Origin of the sequence: Polynucleobacter sp. (assembly GCF_018500155.2) — a bacterium.
Lineage (GTDB): Bacteria > Pseudomonadota > Gammaproteobacteria > Burkholderiales > Burkholderiaceae > Polynucleobacter.
The window spans coordinates 1-16,375 of record NZ_JAHBAK020000068.1; the positions used below are offsets into that span (position 1 = coordinate 1).

The following is a 16,375-nucleotide window of genomic DNA, read 5'->3' on the forward strand; positions in this document are numbered from 1 at the left end:
CGTACCCCAACTATAGATGCAGAAGATTTGAAGATTGCGCATGGTATTGCTCGTCAAGAAATGGCTGATCCGGCTGCCATGATTGATGTTCCGGGCGTGGGCGATCGTGAACCCCGACCAATGTCAAAACAAGCTTTAGCCGCCGTCATTGAGCCGCGTGTTGAGGAGTTGTTTACTTTGGTGAGGGGTGTAGTAAGAGACTCTGGATATGAAGATATGGTCTCTTCTGGAATCGTACTTACCGGTGGCACCTCACTTATGCCAGGAATGGTTGAGTTGGCTGAGCAAGTTTTTTTAAGACCTGCCCGTATCGGCGTCCCTGAATATCGCGGTCACTTACATGAAGTGTTACGCAGCCCTAGATATGCCACCAGTATTGGTTTGCTAATGGAGGGTCAGTCGCAACTATTGCGCGGTCGTCGAGTTTCGCAGTCGGGCGCGTTGCAAGGTGTGATTTCGCGCATGAAGGAATGGTTTGCAGGAAATTTTTAAGTTTTTTTCGTCGTCAACGTAGTAGTTTATTTACCTAGGAGGGTATATGGAATTTGAAATGTTAGATCAAGAAACAGCTGGCAAGACCATCATTAAAGTGGTTGGAGTCGGCGGGGCTGGTGGTAATGCAGTCCAACACATGATCCGTCGCGGCGTTAGCGGCGTAGAGTTCATTTGCATGAACACCGATGCTGGTGCTTTACAGCGCTCAGAAGCATCTGTGAATTTGCAACTGGGCTCTAGCGGATTGGGTGCTGGTGCAAAACCTGAAATTGGTGCGGCTTCAGCTGAAGAGGCGCGTGCGCGTATTGCTGATGTATTACAGGGCGCTCACATGGTATTTATTACCGCAGGCATGGGTGGCGGTACTGGTACAGGTGCAGCCCCGATCGTGGCTCAAGTCGCTAAAGAAATGGGCATTTTGACAGTAGGCGTGATTAGCAAACCTTTTGACTTTGAGGGTGTTAAGCGCCTAAAGGTTGCTGAGAACGGTGCATCAGAACTGGAGTCCTATGTTGATTCATTGATTGTTGTCCTCAATGAAAAACTTTTTGAAGTGATGGGTGAAGATGCAGAGTTTGATAAGGCATTTGCTTGCGCTGATGATGTTCTGCATAACGCAGTATCTGGGATTGCAGAAATTATCAATGTTCAAGGTTTAATTAATGTGGACTTTGAAGACGTTAAAACTGTCATGGGCGAGCAAGGCAAGGCCATGATGGGTACAGCGACAGTTTCTGGTATGGATCGCGCACGCTTGGCAGCAGAGGCTGCAGTTGCCTCACCATTACTTGAGGGTGTTGATTTATCTGGTGCACGTGGAGTATTGGTAAACATTACTGCTAGCCGTTCATTGAAGCTTTCTGAAACACGTGAAGTGATGGCGGCGATTCGTGGCTATGCAGCTGATGATGCTACTGTTATTTTTGGTACGGTTTATGACGAGAGCTTAGGTGATGCATTACGCGTTACCGTGGTTGCGACTGGTTTGAATAACCCACAAGCACGCAAAGCAAACCAACCAGAAGTGGTATGGAGACAAGCTACCGGTACGCATGATGCAATTCCAACAATGGCAGATCTCAATACTTTCGCGCCAGCTAGTGCTTCAGCAGCATTTAGCAAAGTCAGCATGGATTCCGCATTGAGTACAAGTGCTGGTATGGCATTAACTGGCTCTGGTAGTGCTCCATCCATGGCCGCTCAACCTGCAGCTGGGGGAGTGGATTACAGTCAATATGATTTACCAAGGGTGTTTCGTAGCTCTCGTGAAGCGACTGCTGCGCCAACATTAGGTGCGGATAGCTCTCCACAAGCAAAGACCTTGCTTGATAAAGGGGCTGATTATTATGAAATCCCTGCCTTTTTGCGTAAACAAGCAGATTAATTGACTGCTTAATACAATAGGTTATTGCGAAATGCCAGCGCAGCGCCCCTCCGGACGACGAATCCTGCGCTTGCGTTGGCATCCTTCCTAACACTGACCTATTGGAGACATCATGATTACTGTTGGACAAAAATTACCAAACGCTACTCTTTATGAATTTTTTAATGAAGAGTCAGAAGGATGCGCTATTGGTCCTAATGCGTTTGAGGTGGATAAGTTAGTTGCAGGAAAAAAGATTGTTATCTTTGCATTACCTGGTGCATTTACCCCTACGTGTTCTGCCAAACATGTTCCCGGATATGTCGAGCTTTGCGATGCAATCAAGGCTAAAGGTGTTGATGAAATTTGGTGCGTCTCTGTCAATGACCCATTTGTAATGGGAGCTTGGGGTCGTGATCAAAAAGTAGGAAAAAAGATTCGCATGATGGGTGATGGTAGCGGCGAGTTCACTAAGAAAGTCGGGCTAGAGCTAGATCTAACCGCTCGTGGCTTAGGGGTTCGCTCTGATCGATATGCCATGATTGTTGAAGATGGAGTTGTAAAGAGTTTAGATCGTGAAGCTCCAGGAAAATTTGAAGTGAGTGATGCAGCTTCTATACTGAAAAAGTTGTAATACGCTTTTATATCAAGCTCATTGAACATAGAGATGTCATGATGATGAAACAAAGAACGATTGCTACCCCTGTTAAAACAGTGGGAATCGGTTTGCATTCGGGTCGCAAAGTGACGATCTCTATAAAACCTGCGCCTGCTAATTCTGGGGTTCAGTTTGTTAGGGTTGATACGCCGGAGCAGGCTGTTGTTCCCGCTACTGCATTGGCGGTTTGTGACACAAGACTGGCATCTGTTATCCAAAAAGATGGTGTACGAGTGTCTACGGTTGAGCATCTGTTATCAGCTTGTGCGGGCTTAGGATTAGATAATCTCTTGATTGAGTTAGATGGCGAAGAAGTTCCCATCATGGATGGCAGTGCGGCATCTTTTTTATTCTTGATTGAGTCTGCTGGCATTGTTGAGCAAGAAGCGCCTCGCCAATTTGTGGTGATCAAAAAACCGGTAGAAGTGAGAGATGGAGATAAGCTTGCTCGCCTTGAACCATTCTTTGGATTTAAGTTGGATTTCACTATCGACTTTAAGCATCCTGCGGTAGATAAAACGGGTCAACGTTTTATCGTAGATTTTGCTGAGCACGCTTACCGAAGTGAAATTGGTCGTGCGCGTACATTCGGATTTGCCCATGAGGTTGAGGCATTAAGGGAAATGGGTCTTGCGCGAGGTGGTAGTTTAGATAATGCAATTGTTTTAGATGAGCATCGCATTTTGAATAACGAAGAACTTCGTTATGAAGATGAGTTTGTGCGTCACAAAATACTGGATGCCATTGGCGATCTTTATTTGGTAGGCCATCCAATTGTTGGTGCTTATGTTGCTGAAAAGTCAGGCCATGCGCTCAATAATGCGCTTTTGAGAAAGTTGCTGGAAGATCCAACAACCTATGAAATAAGTACCTTTACCCAGAGTAAGGCTCCTGACGCCTATTCCCAAGAAAGTCAGCCATTGTTCTTTTAAGGCCAATTGATTAAGGCTTTTTTCTCAATAATTGCTCTACTGCTTTATATAGCTCTGAACCAGGGCTAAGCTTGTCCAGTAATTCTTCCCAAGATTTTCTTGCTGCCGTATTCAGTGTTTTGGGTTGATGGTCCTTTTGGTCAGTGGTGCGAGGTTTTATTTCCCAGACTGAAATGGGTCTGACTTTGATTTTGATGGTCTTGCAATAGACACCTAATTTTCCTAACTCATTGATTAGGCTAGGTAAAATTTGCTGGAGCCGATTGGCGACGGTGGCGCTCCCAACCAAAAAAAGTAACTCATTTTGACTCTCAGTGCGCCAGCTCACCTCAATCTTGGTGCTTAGGTGCCCAAGGTTTAGGACCTCAAGTGCTTTTTGTAGAGTTATTCGCAGTTTGGCTAAGTTTTCTGTTTTGGCCAAAACCCCCCCAATACCATTGGGTTTACGCAGGTAATCGAGCCATTCATGGGCTGTTTGCTTACGAGGGGATTTGGGGACAAAGTTCATAAAAAAATAGGGTTGCGGGTGATAAACTCAAGGACTCCATTTTCTTCAATATCCCATGGTAATCGGTCTTCTTAAAACCCTGGTCGGCAGTCGTAACGACCGCCTATTAAAACAGTATCGTAAGGTCGTCGCCAAAATTGGCGCATTCGAACCTGCTTTGCAGTCTTTGGATGATGCCGCACTCTCTGCGAAAACTGCTGAATTTAAGTCTCGCCTAGCGAATGGTGAGTCATTAGATGATATTGCGCCTGAAGCATTTGCCGTTGTTCGTGAAGCCAGTGTCAGAGTGATGAAAATGCGTCACTTTGACGCTCAGCTGATGGGTGGCCTTGCATTGCATCAGGGCAAGATCGCTGAAATGGGAACGGGCGAGGGCAAAACTTTAACTGCAACTCTACCGGTGTATTTAAATGCGCTAACTGGTAAAGGTGTTCACGTTGTTACGGTAAATGATTACTTGGCACAACGTGATGCCGAGTGGATGTCCAAGCTGTATCACTTTTTGGGCATGAAAGTGGGTGTGAACCTCTCGCAGATGGATCACAAGGCAAAGCAAGAAGCGTACGCAGCCGATATTACGTACGGCACCAATAATGAATTCGGATTTGATTACTTGCGCGACAACATGGTCCAAGACGTGGATCAACGAGTTCAACGCGGGCTTGCTTATGCCATCGTTGATGAAGTCGATTCCATATTGATTGATGAAGCGCGCACTCCACTCATCATTTCAGGTCAAGCAGATGACCATACTGATTTATATATCAAAATGAATCAGCTGCCAGCGCATTTGGAGCGCCAGATTGGCGAAGAAAAAGCTGATGGTACTGGGGTTGAAAAGCCTGGCGACTACTGGGTGGACGAAAAATCCCAGCAAGTTTATTTAACCGAGCGTGGTCACGATAAAGCTGAGCAAATATTGGTGCAGATTGGCGCGTTGAACGACGGCGATTCATTGTACTCACCACAAAATATCACTTTGATGCATCACTTGTACGCTGCTTTGCGCGCACATACTTTATATAACCGTGATCAACATTACGTTGTACAAAATAAAGAAGTCATTATTGTTGATGAGTTCACGGGGCGCTTAATGCAAGGTCGACGCTGGTCCGATGGTTTGCATCAGGCAGTGGAGGCGAAAGAGGGGGTACCGATTCAAAATGAGAATCAAACCTTAGCAACTATTACCTTCCAGAACTATTTCAGGATGTACGGAAAATTAGCGGGCATGACGGGTACCGCTGATACCGAAGCCTACGAGTTCAAAGAAATTTATAACCTTGAGACGGTCGTCATTCCCCCTAATCGAGTCAGTCAAAGAAAAGATAAGCAAGATCAGATCTATAAATCATCACGCGAACGTTATGACGCAGTGATTAAAGACATTGAAGATTGTTATGAACGCGGTCAGCCAGTCCTGGTGGGTACTACATCGATCGAGAACTCCGAATTAATTTCCAATCTCTTGGATAAGCGCAAGTTGCCGCATCAAGTGTTGAATGCAAAACAACATGCGCGCGAAGCAGAAATCATTGCTCAAGCAGGTCGTCCCAAGATGATTACGATTGCCACGAATATGGCGGGTCGTGGAACGGACATTGTTCTTGGAGGCAATGTGGGCAAGCAGTCTGCTCTGATTGAGGCCGATGAATCGCTTTCAGCTGCTGAGAAAGCAAGCAGAATCGGGCAACTTCAGGATGAATGGCAAAGCATTCATGACCAAGTTCTCGCGGCAGGTGGTCTTCATATTATTGGTACAGAGCGTCATGAGAGTCGCCGAATTGATAATCAATTAAGAGGTCGCTCTGGACGTCAAGGCGACCCAGGTTCCTCACGCTTTTACCTATCTTTAGATGATCCTTTATTGCGTATTTTTGCGGGGGATCGTTTGCGTGCGGTAATGGATCGCTTAAAGATGCCTGATGGTGAGCCCATTGAAGCTGGCATGGTCACTCGCTCAATTGAGTCGGCGCAACGCAAAGTGGAAGGCCGTAACTTTGATATTCGTAAGCAATTACTTGAATACGATAACGTTGCCAATGATCAGCGCAAGGAAACATATCGCCTCAGAAATGAAGTTCTTGAAAGTAAAGATGTTGGAGATTTGATTGCCAATCTTCGCGAGGATGTTTTGCGTACGATCTGCGCGTTTTATGTTCCTGCAGAGTCTATGGAAGAGCAATGGGATCTGCCGGGCTTAGAAAATGCACTAGCAAATGACTGGGGATTTTCAGTAGATTTGCAAAAATGGGTTGAAGCATCTGCCAGTGTGGATGAGTCAGAGATAGTCGAGCGCGTATTGGCTGCTGCAAAAGAGGTCTATGACGCAAAGGTTGATTTGGCTGGCAGAGAATCATTTGCTAGTTTTGAGCGCTCAGTGCTTCTTTATAGTCTTGATACTCATTGGCGAGAGCATTTGGCAGCTTTGGATCATTTGCGCCAGGGTATTCATCTGCGGGGCTATGCCCAAAAAGATCCTAAACAAGAATATCGTCGCGAGGCATTTGAGCTTTATGGCGAGCTTTTAGGCATCATTAAAAATGATGTTGTGAAAAGCATCATGACAGTGCAGATTCGTAGCGCAACTGAATTAGATCAGGCATCTGAGTCGATGGTCGAAGATTTGGCAAAGGTAAAAGATCTTCAATACCAGCATGCTGATGCTGACAATGAGAATGTTGATCCTGGCGCTCAAGGAGATGGTGTAAATATTCAAGCGGCACCTATTCGAACTGGGCCGAAAGTGGGGCGTAATGATCCATGTCCTTGTGGCAGCGGCAAGAAGTATAAAAATTGTTGCGGTGCACTGACCTAAATTTTTAGGGAAACATTTTCGATTGCAATAAGGGGGCTTGCGCCCCCTTATTTTTTGCCTATTTTCTAGGGCTTTCCCTAGCTATTCTTGGAGCGGAATTTGTTTGAGTATGATCGCTTATATGCAAAAAATTGCATTTATACGCAAAAGGAATTGGTATGCAAAAGTCCCTGCAAATAAACGCAGATAAATGTACCGGCTGTCTGCAGTGCGAAATGGCCTGTAGTTATGAGCACTATGGTGTGTTCAATACCTCTAAATCGCGCATTAAGGTGTTTGAGTTTCACCTGACTGGCAAGAAGGTGCCTTACACCTGCACTCAGTGTGCAGAAGCTTGGTGTTTACAGGCTTGCCCAGTAGATGCCATTCGTGTTGACCTCACAACTGGGGCAAAAGTGGTGTCAGACGATACCTGCGTAGGCTGCAAGGTGTGCACGATTTCATGCCCATTCGGCACGATTAATTATGTTCAAGATACTGGAAAAGTACAAAAGTGTGATTTATGTGGTGGAGACCCTGCTTGTGCAACTGCTTGCCCAACTCAGGCGATTACATATGTTGATGCCGATTGGACTGGCTTAGACAAGATGCGTGAGTGGGCCGATAAGCTTGGCAATCAAGTCGCCGCGAATAAATAAAGCATAGGAAAAAATATCATGTCATGGGCTGGAAAAATTCTCCGCGTTAATTTAAGTAAGGGCACTTGCCAATCCGAACCACTGAATATGAAGTGGGCAAAAGAGTATTTGGGATCTCGTGGCTTGGCCTCAAAGTATTTGGTTGAAGAGTTGGATCCTAAAACAGATCCCCTATCAGCTGAAAATAAAATCATTTGGGCGACAGGCCCGCTAACTGGCACGATGGCCTCTACTGGTGGTCGTTACACGGTGGTGACAAAAGGGCCTCTTACTGGTGCAATTGCTTGTTCAAACTCAGGCGGCTATTGGGGTGCTGAGCTCAAGATGGCTGGATGGGATATGGTGATTTTTGAAGGAAAGTCACCCAAGCCAGTCTATTTATTAATTGAGGACGATAACGCGCAATTGGTTGACGCCTCTGATCTTTGGGGAAAAACTGTTTGGGAAACCGAACCAGCCATTAAGGCTAAGCATCAAGACCCACAAATGAAAGTGTCATGTATTGGTCGTGCCGGTGAGAATCAAGTGCTTTACGCAGCAGTCGTGAATGATTTGCATCGTGCAGCTGGACGCTCTGGAGTTGGTGCTGTTATGGGTAGCAAAAATCTCAAAGCAATTGCAGTGAGAGGAACGAAAGGCGTAGGAAACTTAAAAGATCCCAAAGGTTTTATGGCTGCAAGTGCCGCTGCAAAAGCTGTGCTCGCCTCAAATGCAGTGACCGGCCAAGGTTTGCCTGCATATGGCACTCAGGTTTTAATGAACGTGATTAATGAAGTTGGTGGATTGCCGACTCGAAACCATCAAGATGTTCAGTTTGATGGCGCCAAAGATATTTCTGCTGAAGCCATGGCAGCTCCACGAGCTACAGATGGAAAGTCGCATTTAGTAACCAATCAAGCATGCTTTGGATGCACCATTGCGTGTGGGCGTATTTCTAAGATTGATGAGACCCATTTCACGGTTGAGAATAAGCCCCAATACTTTGGTGCAAGTGGCGGATTAGAGTATGAGGCAGCATGGGCATTGGGTGCTGCGAATGGCGTCAATGATCTTGAGGCATTGCAGTATGCAAATATGCTTTGCAATGAAGATGGTTTTGACCCAATTTCGTTTGGCGCTACCGTTGGTGCCGTCATGGAACTCTATGAGATGGGAGTTCTTACTAAAGAGCAATTAGGAATAGAGGCGCCATTTGGGTCAGCAAAAGCCTTGTGCTATTTTGCAGAGATTACAGCCAACGGTACTGGTTTTGGTAAAGAGTTGGGTTTGGGGTCTGCGCGCTTGACCAAAAAATATGGTCATCCAGATTTATCGATGAGTGTAAAAAACCAAGAGTTCCCAGCCTACGATGGTCGCGTGATTCAAGGAATCGGCCTAGCATATGCAACCTCGAATCGAGGTGCCTGCCATCTCCGTGGTTACACCATTGCTTCTGAAGTGTTGGGTATTCCGGTGAAAACCGAGCCAGCTGATACTCAAGGCAAACCAGAATTGGTAAAAGCCTTTCAAGATGCAACGGCTGCGTTTGATTCTGCTGGTATCTGCATTTTCACTAGCTTTGCTTGGACCCTTGCGGACGTTGCTCCACAATTGCAAGCTGCCTGTGGAGATGAATTTACCGTGGAGAATTTAACAACGATTGGAGAGCGTATTTGGAATATGGAGCGCGATTTTAATAATCGTGCAGGCTTTACAGCAAAAGACGATAAATTGCCAAAACGTTTGATGACCGAAGCTGCGAAGACGGGTCCTGGCAAAGGGACTGTCAGTGGTCTGGACACCATGCTGCCTGAGTATTACAAGATTCGTGGCTGGGACGCTGAGGGGCGTCCAAGTGCAGAAACCTTGAAGCGCTTAGGTTTGTAATCTTTGGCAATGAAGCATGTCATTGTAGGCAATGGGCCAGCAGGCGTTATTGCTGCTGAAACGATTCGTGGGCGAGCGCCACAGGATGAGATCGTGCTCATTGGTTCTGAAAATGCTCCACCTTATTCTCGGATGGCAATCCCTTATTTATTAATCGGCAATATTAATGAACAAGGAACCTATCTAAGAAAAGAGCCAAATCATTTTGAGAATTTAAAGATCGAGCAAGTTCATGGGCAAGTGATATCTATCGACCCGGACGCTAAAAAACTATTTTTGGCAGGGCAAGAAGGAAAACCCATTTCCTTCGATAAGCTTTTAATTGCAACCGGTTCAGTACCTATCCAACCACCAATTCCAGGCATTGATTTACCAGGAGTACACCCTTGTTGGACTCTAGAAGATGCGCGCGCAATCGCTCAAATTACTAAACCAGGTGCGCGGGTTCTCCAAATGGGTGCGGGCTTTATTGGCTGCATTATCTTGGAGGCGCTGGCTAGTCAAAAAGTTGACCTGACTGTTGTAGAAATGGGGGACCGTATGGTGCCTCGTATGATGACCGCAGTAGCTGGCGGGATGATTAAGCAATGGGTGCAAGATAAAGGCGTTCAGGTATTTACCGATACCAAGGTAGAGTCAATTAGCAAGGCTGGATCGGCTTTAAATGTACAACTCTCGAACGGAAAATCTCTTGAAGTGGATTTAGTCATTTCTGCAACCGGTGTTCGTCCGAATATTGATTATTTAAATAGTTCAGGCCTACAAATTGACCGAGGCGTATTAGTCAATGAGCAGATGCAAACATCGGTAAAAGATATCTATGCTGCGGGTGACGTGACTGAAAGTATTGATTTTTCAACAGGCGCTCGCATTGTGAATGCCATCCAGCCAAATGCTGCCGAGCAAGCCAGAATTGCGGCTATCAATATGACCGGTGGTAATGCGCAAAGTTTGGGGGCATTGCAAATTAATGTGCTCGATACCTTGGGCTTAATTTCCTCTTCTTTTGGTTTGTGGTCGGGTGCGCCGGGAGGGGACCATGTCGAAATGGTTGACCCGTTGGGATATAAATATATTCGCCTAGAGTTTTTAGGGGATGTGTTGATTGGTGCCACCTGCGTGGGCATGACCGAACATATTGGCGTTTTACGAGGATTAATTCAGGGTAAGGTGGCTTTGGGTGAATGGAAGAAAGTATTAATACATGAACCCATCAAAGCAATGGAAGCCTATTTAGCTAAAGGCCAAGCGCAATCGACCTGGATGAATTAAGCTTTAGGCATGCAAGTTACCCTAAAGTTGTTTGCCAGCCTGGCAAGCTATCTACCTTCAAATAAAAAGAATGCCATTGAGGCCGATCTAGAAGTCCCTGAGGGCAGCACTATTGGCGACATGATTCGATTGCACAATATTCCCAGTCAGTCTGCTCATTTGGTCATGGTCAATGGGGTTTATGTAAAACCCGATCAACGCGATCAATATGTACTTCAAGATAAAGATGCCTTAGCGATTTGTCCTCCAGTTGCCGGTGGCTAAAGATTGAGCCTTGTTCTCTATGTATTCATTAAAAAGAGAAATGGGTTGCTCCAAGGAGGATCTAGTCCGCTGGCTACCCCAAGCTTTGGGTGATCTTTATGCTTCAGCAAGAGTGGAGGTAGATGATCACATCGTACTCAATTCTGATCGCCCCCTCATTCACATTTCTGGACGTAGTTATCCAAGCCGCAAAATTGCATTGCTGCATATCCCGGTGATGGAGCTGCATTTTTCATTTGCCCAAAATCTGAGCAATGACCAAGTTGAGTCCGCCATGAGAAGATTTGATCTTTATACTCGGAGGGGTGGAGGCTAAAGGCCTCATTCTGTTGATTTATCTAATTTGAGTTTGTTTATGGCCGTCAATTTACCTCTCCCTCAAAAAGCTGACCTCAAGCCTGTGAAAGGCTTTGAAATGGGCATTGCGCAAGCCGGAATTAAAAAGGCTAACCGTAAGGACTTGCTAGTCATGACGCTTACGCCGGGATCTCAGGTTGCCGGCGTTTTTACTTTAAATCGCTTCTGTGCCGCTCCCGTGCAGGTGTGTCGTGAACACTTAGCGCAGGATGGTCGCAATGGTGAGATTCGCGCACTAGTGGTAAATACAGGTAATGCCAATGCAGGTACGGGTGAGCAGGGTATGAAGCATGCCTTGCAGACTTGCGCTGCTCTCGCGAAAGATTTAAAAATTAACCCCGAGCAAATTTTGCCGTTTTCCACTGGCGTCATTTTGGAGCCGCTGCCCATTCAGAAGATTATTGATGCCCTACCAAGAGCGGTTGCCGATCTTGGAGAGAATCATTGGTTTGATGCAGCAGAGGCCATCATGACCACCGATACCCAGCCAAAAGCGTCCTCGCTTACTGTAAACACACCTGAAGGTTTAGTCACCATTACAGGTATCTGCAAGGGCGCGGGAATGATTCATCCCAATATGGCAACTATGTTGGGGTTTATTGCAACTGATGCCGGATTTGCGCCTGGATTATTAAAAGATTTAACAAAAGAGGTTGCCGATTTATCTTTTAACGCCATTACTATTGATGGGGATACGTCAACCAATGATTCTTTTATCATCATGGCGACTGGGCAATCTTCGGTGCAAATTCAATCGCCCAATGACCCATCTTATGCACTCGTAAGAGAGGCTTTAGTCACCTTAGCTAGGCAATTGGCGCAGATGATTGTGCGAGATGGAGAAGGTGCTAGTAAATTCATGGCCATTGAGGTGGTGGGCGGAAAAACAGCTGAAGAATGCCGTTTAGTGGCTAAAGCGGTAGCGCACTCTCCTTTAGTGAAAACAGCTTTTTTTGCCAGCGATCCGAATTTGGGTCGTATTCTTGCAGCGATTGGTTACGCAGGAATTCAGGATCTAGATGTTAGCCGTGTACAAATGTGGCTTGGTGATGTGTGGGTAGCTAAAGATGGTGGACGCAACCCAAGTTATCAAGAAGAAGATGGGCAAAAGGTAATGGCAGCCCAAGAGATTGCTGTCAAGATTGATTTAGGTAGAGGCTCTGCGGCTCAAACAATCTGGACATGCGATTTGTCTCATGACTATGTTTCTATCAATGCAGACTACCGCTCTTAAAAAGAATCGATTCCATGAGTGAAAAATTTGATCGTCTCATTGACCATTTAGAGACATTTTTACCTAAACCATTGACGCAAGAGCAATGGAAATCTGCAACAGCATTTAGATGGCGTCGTCGAGATAGTATTTTTGGCAGTATTGGCTTTTTGCAACCCGTCAAACATGTTGCTGATATCACCTTCGAAGACTTGAAAAATATTGATCGCCAAAGAGATGCCATTCGGGAAAATACGAAAAATTTCATTCAAAAAAAGCCTGCAAATAATATTTTGCTAACAGGCGCGCGCGGTACCGGTAAGTCATCTTTAATCAAAGCTAGTCTGCATGAGTTCGCAAACCAAGGCCTGCGATTGGTTGAGGTTGAAAAAGAGCACCTAGCGGATTTGGCTGACATCACGGAATTACTGGCAGAGCGCCCCGAGCGCTTTATTATTTTTTGTGATGATTTGTCTTTTGAGGATGGTGAGTCAGGATACAAGGCCATGAAATCAGCCTTAGATGGCTCAGTCTCTGCCCAAGTTGACAATATATTGATCTACGCCACTTCCAATCGTCGCCATTTATTGCCTGAGTATATGAAGGACAACGAGGGGTATGTTCATAGTGATGATGGCGAGATACATCCGGGCGAGGTAGTTGAGGAAAAAATTTCTTTATCAGAGCGTTTTGGGTTGTGGTTATCGTTTTATCCGCCAAAGCAAGATGAATATTTGGCTATTGTTGGACATTGGTTGGAGCATTTTGGCTTGACCGCTCAACAAATTGAAGAAGCTCGACCAGAGGCTCTGGTGTGGGCATTGGAACGTGGTTCCCGATCTGGTCGCGTTGCATGGCAATTTGCAAAGCACTGGGCTGGATCACATGCTTAGACAAATTCGTTCTTGTGAATCAAAATAGTCGACCTATTACTGAAGTCGCTGCTGGTATTTTGCTTGATCAATCGGGTCGCTATCTTTTAGGGCAAAGACCTGCTGGTAAGCCTTACGCTGGTTACTGGGAGGTGCCAGGTGGAAAGATTGAAAAAGGTGAGACAGTTTTTGAAGCACTTGCGCGTGAATTACGCGAGGAGCTTGGAATTGAAATTCAATCTAATACAGAGTTAACTATTCTGGAGTATGACTATCCTCATGCTTATGTTCGGCTGCATGTGAGCATTATTCGTGACTGGATTGGCACGCCTTCTGGATGCGAGGGTCAAGCCCTATCTTGGGAATTATTAAGTGCTGAAAAGCCTAGTGTTGAGCCGCTGTTACCGGCCGCTTGGCCAATGCTGGAGCGGCTTAAGGCCTTATTGCGCTAGAACTGGCAAAGGGTCAGTTTAAAAGGCACATCCTTGTTAGCGGGCTGCGCTTTTTTATCCCGATCTGCCTGCATGAAGCGTACTGATAGCAAGTATTTGTTGGCGCTGATTTCAGAGAAAAGAGTGTCATCTTCCACTGCGATGCGCATCAATTGATAAACCTTGCCTGAGGGCGCTTGCTGAAATGATCCGCTATGCGCAACCACATCTTTAGCTTCGCCTGATTGACGCAGTAAACGTAAAAATAACTGACAAGCTTCTTGCCATGGTAATAGTGGAATTAGAAAATTTTCTAGTAACGAGCGACGTTCACTAGAAGGGCTATTTTTCCAAGCGTGATAACTGGGTAAGTCAATTGGACTTGTTCCGCCTGGGATATTTAAGCGCGTACGAATTCCGTTAAGCCACTCGCTTTCAGAAATAGCGAGATTGGGTCGTCCTGCGGATTGATTGATTTTGGTGGCGATGCCATCAATTTCTGCTAATGTTTGCGAAAGCGCTTCTTGATCCACTTTTTGGGAAGACTTTAGCCCATTGAGCGCATATTTCTGACGCTCAAATTCTTTGAGTAAAAGTGATTTGATGTCGCCACGGGCGCCAATATCGCCAAGATCAAACAAAATCGCAATCGCATTGTGATGTAGTTCAGGATCATCTGAGCGCGTAAAGTGATTAAAGCGGGCGAACAAATACTCCAGTCGAAGCATGCTTCGAACTAATTCATTGAAGGGGTATTCGTAGACAATCACAAGCCCATATTCTATGACGAACTGGACCGACCTTTCTTAATCTTGAGGATTTTTTGGTGCAATTGCATGACTTCTGCATTTAAAACAGAAAGGTCCTCTTGATTTTCAATAACTACATCTGCATAAGCCAGGCGCTCTTCACGAGATGCTTGACTGTGAATAATCCTTTTTACTTCCTCTGGGGATAAATTGCTGCGCTGCACCACTCTTGCAATTTGAGCATCCTCAGGGCAATCCACGACGACTAGCAGGTCAAGCAGATCTCGCCAGGAGCCAGACTCAATCAGCAATGGAACGACAAAGACGATGTATGGCGCACCTTTAGTTATCCATGCTTGAGCTTGCTTGATTGTTTCCTGGCGTATCAGAGGGTGAGTAATGGCCTCCAGGGTTTTTTTGGCCTCCGGGTTAGTAAAAACCAAGGCGCGCATTTTGGTTCTGTCCAAAGCGCCTATCGGATCAATGAAGCTTTGCCCAAATTGCTGCTCAATTGCTGGCATTGCCTCTCCATTGGCTGCAGTGATTTGATGTGCAATGAGGTCGGTATCAACAATGCCTGCGCCTAATTTGCCCAATAAGTCACTAACTGTAGTTTTGCCCGAGCCAATGCCTCCTGTTAAACCAATCAATAGGGTAGATCCCTTTAAGTGGCTTAAATCAAGCTGCTCAGCAATCGGGTTTGAAGGAGTTGTGGCCATAACAACTCAATAATGCCAGCAATGGCGATAAAAGGTCCAAAAGGGAATGCGGACCGGATGGATTTTTGATGCATCTTTAGCCAGATGAGACCGCCAATGATTCCTCCGATTGAGGCAAAGAAGAGAATATTGACTAACGCACTCAATCCTAGCCATGCTCCAAGGGCAGCCAAGAGTTTTGCATCCCCCATGCCAATGGCATGCTGCTTCTTAAGTCGCCAGTAAATTTCATTCAAGCCCCAAATAAAAACATACCCAAGCACAGACCCTGTGACGGCATCGAAAAAGTTGGTCAATTTTGCAGTCGAGTAAAAATTAAAAATCAATCCCAAGAAAATCATGGGAAAAGTGATGGCATTCGGTAGACGAAATGTACGAAGATCAACATATGCCAAATAGAGCAATGTCAATATCAGGGCAAGACGGATAGTGTCGATAGTCAATAGTGAGGGCATTAAACAACTTGACCTAAATGAAATATGGGTAGATAGAGGGTAATCACAATTCCACCAATAATGATGCCAACGATCATGATGAGCAAGGGCTCTAAAGTTTGACCAAGATGATTAAGTTGGCCACTAAGCAAAGACCCAAGAGTAGTCGCACGCTTAACTAGCATTTGTGGAAGAAAGCCACTTTCTGTTGCAATGTGGAGTAGTTGTAGAGTTTCAAAATCAAATAAGTATCTATGGGGATCCGCTTTTTTTAACGCCTCTCCAAGAGGCCAACCTCTGGTGAGATGTTTGAATACCTCGGCACTTAAATCATGACTTAGCCAATGATTGGAAGATTGCGCCGTAACTCGTAGGGCTTCTGGTAGTGCAAGTCCAGATTCTAAAAGGTGGCCTAAAATTCGGCACCAATGCGTTAATGCGGCCAAACGTAATAAATTTCCTAAAACCGGAATGCGAAGACTCCATTGATCAAACTTTCTTTGAAAGCCTAGTGACTTTTGCCATGCCGCTAGCATGAAAAGACTGCCACCTATCATGCAGGCGGCAGCTTCTAAAAAATAGGTATTCATTGCAGAAGAAAGGTGAATGAGCATCTTGGTGGGTATTGGTAAATCTGCCTGAAAATGGCCAAAAACATCTTTGAATACCGGTATCACCCAGATCAGCATCACTACGACCAGCAAAACGGAACTGCAAAGGGTAATCATGGGATAAATAAGCGCTTGTTGAATTTTGCGCTTGAGCTCCATTTGAGCCTCCAGTTGC

Annotated in this window: 18 protein-coding genes; 13 read left to right on the forward strand and 5 right to left on the reverse strand. The window is 45.6% G+C overall.

Annotation, left to right across the window (positions count from 1 at the left end; all coding sequences use genetic code 11):
- From KIH43_RS07775 to lpxC, 4 genes are all read left to right on the forward strand, one after another.
- Positions 1–492, forward strand: a 492-nt coding sequence (locus KIH43_RS07775; protein WP_366069231.1) for a cell division FtsA domain-containing protein, incomplete at its 5' end; no start/stop codon positions are given.
- 46 nt (positions 493–538) lie between these two features.
- On the forward strand, positions 539–1,879 hold the full coding sequence (gene ftsZ, locus KIH43_RS07780; RefSeq protein WP_296967076.1) for a cell division protein FtsZ: 1,341 nt from the start codon (positions 539–541) through the stop codon (positions 1,877–1,879).
- A gap of 112 nt (positions 1,880–1,991) precedes the next feature.
- Positions 1,992–2,492, forward strand: a complete 501-nt coding sequence (locus tag KIH43_RS07785) for a peroxiredoxin (RefSeq protein WP_296967074.1) — start codon at positions 1,992–1,994, stop codon at positions 2,490–2,492.
- A gap of 41 nt (positions 2,493–2,533) precedes the next feature.
- Entirely contained in the window at positions 2,534–3,448 is a 915-nt protein-coding gene (gene lpxC / locus KIH43_RS07790; RefSeq protein WP_297719505.1) for a UDP-3-O-acyl-N-acetylglucosamine deacetylase, read from the forward strand.
- Between the two features lie 10 nt (positions 3,449–3,458).
- On the opposite strand, the gene KIH43_RS07795 is transcribed toward lpxC, so the two are convergent.
- A complete protein-coding gene (locus KIH43_RS07795) occupies positions 3,459–3,956 on the reverse strand; it encodes a hypothetical protein (RefSeq protein WP_297719481.1) in 498 nt (165 codons plus the stop codon).
- A gap of 55 nt (positions 3,957–4,011) precedes the next feature.
- On the opposite strand from KIH43_RS07795, the gene secA reads away from it, so the two are divergent.
- The 9 genes from secA to KIH43_RS07840 all read left to right on the forward strand — a co-directional run bounded on the left by secA (position 4,012) and on the right by KIH43_RS07840 (position 13,708).
- Complete coding sequence (gene secA, locus KIH43_RS07800; RefSeq protein ID WP_297719483.1) at positions 4,012–6,774, forward strand: preprotein translocase subunit SecA; 2,763 nt, start codon at positions 4,012–4,014, stop codon at positions 6,772–6,774.
- 158 nt (positions 6,775–6,932) lie between these two features.
- Positions 6,933–7,412 carry a 4Fe-4S dicluster domain-containing protein gene (locus tag KIH43_RS07805; protein WP_297719485.1) on the forward strand — a complete coding sequence of 160 codons (480 nt, stop codon included), beginning with the start codon at positions 6,933–6,935 and terminating at the stop codon, positions 7,410–7,412.
- Positions 7,413–7,430: 18 nt separating this feature from the next.
- The gene (locus KIH43_RS07810; protein ID WP_296967063.1) at positions 7,431–9,278 is read left to right on the forward strand and encodes an aldehyde ferredoxin oxidoreductase family protein; all 1,848 of its coding nucleotides are present in this window, start codon (positions 7,431–7,433) and stop codon (positions 9,276–9,278) included.
- 9 nt (positions 9,279–9,287) lie between these two features.
- Positions 9,288–10,550 (forward strand): FAD-dependent oxidoreductase, encoded by a 1,263-nt coding sequence (locus KIH43_RS07815; RefSeq protein WP_296967061.1) that lies wholly within the window; start codon positions 9,288–9,290, stop codon positions 10,548–10,550.
- A gap of 9 nt (positions 10,551–10,559) precedes the next feature.
- On the forward strand, positions 10,560–10,814 hold the full coding sequence (locus KIH43_RS07820) for a MoaD/ThiS family protein (protein ID WP_296967059.1): 255 nt from the start codon (positions 10,560–10,562) through the stop codon (positions 10,812–10,814).
- A gap of 40 nt (positions 10,815–10,854) precedes the next feature.
- Positions 10,855–11,130 (forward strand): hypothetical protein, encoded by a 276-nt coding sequence (locus tag KIH43_RS07825; protein ID WP_297719489.1) that lies wholly within the window; start codon positions 10,855–10,857, stop codon positions 11,128–11,130.
- A gap of 39 nt (positions 11,131–11,169) precedes the next feature.
- Positions 11,170–12,405 (forward strand): bifunctional glutamate N-acetyltransferase/amino-acid acetyltransferase ArgJ, encoded by a 1,236-nt coding sequence (gene argJ, locus KIH43_RS07830; RefSeq protein WP_297719492.1) that lies wholly within the window; start codon positions 11,170–11,172, stop codon positions 12,403–12,405.
- 14 nt (positions 12,406–12,419) lie between these two features.
- Positions 12,420–13,277 (forward strand): ATP-binding protein, encoded by an 858-nt coding sequence (locus KIH43_RS07835; protein ID WP_296967053.1) that lies wholly within the window; start codon positions 12,420–12,422, stop codon positions 13,275–13,277.
- Positions 13,278–13,291: 14 nt separating this feature from the next.
- Positions 13,292–13,708, forward strand: a complete 417-nt coding sequence (locus KIH43_RS07840; RefSeq protein ID WP_296967051.1) for an NUDIX domain-containing protein — start codon at positions 13,292–13,294, stop codon at positions 13,706–13,708.
- Here KIH43_RS07840 and zapD read toward each other — a convergent pair.
- The 4 genes from zapD to KIH43_RS07860 all read right to left on the reverse strand — a co-directional run.
- Complete coding sequence (gene zapD / locus KIH43_RS07845) at positions 13,705–14,457, reverse strand: cell division protein ZapD (RefSeq protein ID WP_296967050.1); 753 nt, start codon at positions 14,455–14,457, stop codon at positions 13,705–13,707. The genes KIH43_RS07840 and zapD overlap by 4 nt on opposite strands.
- Before the next feature lie 11 nt (positions 14,458–14,468).
- Positions 14,469–15,155 carry a dephospho-CoA kinase gene (coaE, locus tag KIH43_RS07850; RefSeq protein WP_297719496.1) on the reverse strand — a complete coding sequence of 229 codons (687 nt, stop codon included), beginning with the start codon at positions 15,153–15,155 and terminating at the stop codon, positions 14,469–14,471.
- Entirely contained in the window at positions 15,110–15,610 is a 501-nt protein-coding gene (locus tag KIH43_RS07855; protein ID WP_297719499.1) for an A24 family peptidase, read from the reverse strand. The genes coaE and KIH43_RS07855 overlap by 46 nt, the downstream gene beginning before the upstream one ends.
- Positions 15,610–16,375, reverse strand: a 766-nt coding sequence (locus KIH43_RS07860) for a type II secretion system F family protein (protein WP_297719502.1), incomplete at its 5' end; no start/stop codon positions are given. The genes KIH43_RS07855 and KIH43_RS07860, both read right to left, overlap by 1 nt.